The following is a 1,229-nucleotide window of genomic DNA, read 5'->3' on the forward strand; positions in this document are numbered from 1 at the left end:
ATGGTTTTCTCAATCATCGCCACCAGATGATTGGTGATTTTCGCTGGCGCAGAGAGCACGGTGGCAACCTGTCCCTGTTGCGCGTTGCTTTCCAGAATATCTGCCACGCGAAGAAAACGTTCCGCATTGGCTACTGAGGTTCCGCCGAATTTCAGCACTCGCATGATTGAAGCTCTCCTGAATTTTTGCCGAAAAAAAAGCCCGCACTGTTTAGGTGCGGGCTTTTTTCTTTGTTTTTCCTGTATGCGTCAGCCCGCACCGTTACCTGTGGTAATGGTGGTGGTAATAATAATTGTGGTGTTCAGGCTGTGATTACGCATTGAGATTTTTTCTGTCTGTCTTTGTCTTGTCCGTCTGCCTTCCAGAAGTAAAGCAAAGCGCACGTTAAGTCAACGAATTTGTCTTAGCCACGATTTTACGACTGCTGCGCAGAGTTCGGTTTCTGCACGCAAATCATATCGGGATCGTTCAACAGATCGCCTGGTTTCCCGATCTGTCACTAAGAACACGTACATTCACCGATTATTTATCTATAAGTTTTTTTTCTACATCATGCAGCAGTCGATGCAGCATGGCGCTATCACGCTGTTCCAGCAGGCCGATACGTTGGTCGATCCAGTCCGCCATTTTCGCATCGTCACTCACCTCCAGCTTCACCAGCAGTTGATGGAAGCGTTCACGTAAAGCCTGCAACTGATGTTCATTTGCCGCTTCATTGCGTTCAACCGCAATCTGATTGAGCGCGGATAACTGATAGCAGTACACCATCACCGCCTGGCCGAGATTGAGCGAGGGATAATCATTGGCCATCGGAATACCGGTCAGCAGATCGACCTGCTCCAGCTCTTCATTGGTTAACCCGCTGTCTTCACGACCAAACACCAGTGCGATACGGCTCAGCCACTGGCGCTTCTCCTGCAAGATGGTTTCTACCTGAGTGGGCGTGGCGTAGTAGCGGAACTTCGCGCGGCTGCGTGCGGTGGTGGCGACAGAGAAATCCACATCTGCCAGCGCTTCACTCAAGGTGCCGTAGGTTTTGACGTTATCAAGGATCTCACCGGCACCGTGCGCCACACGGCGTGCGGCGGGATCTTGCCAGGCATCGCTGGCCACAATGCGCAATTCGCTAAAGCCCATGGTTTTCATGGCGCGGGCTGCCGCGCCGATATTCTCTGGACGGGCGGGTGAGACAAGGATCAGGGGGAAATGCATGATTTTTCCATCGAACT

General features: G+C 51.7%; 3 protein-coding genes and 1 other annotated feature. All 3 genes read right to left on the bottom strand.

Annotated elements, in window-relative coordinates; all coding sequences use genetic code 11:
• Nucleotides 1-164 (bottom strand): hypothetical protein (locus QMM04_RS22585; RefSeq protein ID WP_282997120.1); only part of this gene is annotated, 164 nt, incomplete at its 3' end.
• Nucleotides 165-190: 26 nt separating this feature from the next.
• Nucleotides 191-313 (bottom strand) — a sequence feature (Thr leader region).
• Entirely contained in the window at nucleotides 249-320 is a 72-nt protein-coding gene (thrL, locus tag QMM04_RS22590) for a thr operon leader peptide (RefSeq protein WP_128601299.1), read from the bottom strand. Its footprint overlaps the feature before it by 65 nt.
• A 202-nt stretch (nucleotides 321-522) precedes the next feature.
• Nucleotides 523-1,212, bottom strand: a complete 690-nt coding sequence (locus QMM04_RS22595; RefSeq protein WP_282997121.1) for a tRNA/rRNA methyltransferase — start codon at nucleotides 1,210-1,212, stop codon at nucleotides 523-525.
• Nucleotides 1,213-1,229: the final 17 nt, after the last annotated feature.

It is taken from the genome of Pantoea sp. Pa-EAmG (genome assembly GCF_030024295.1).
GTDB lineage: Bacteria > Pseudomonadota > Gammaproteobacteria > Enterobacterales > Enterobacteriaceae > Pantoea > Pantoea dispersa.

Bases quoted from the DNA above. Each gene is read 5' to 3' on its own strand.
- QMM04_RS22595 (WP_282997121.1), bottom strand. From the start codon at position 1,212: ATGCATTTCCCCCTGATCCTTGTCTCACCCGCCCGTCCAGAGAATATC.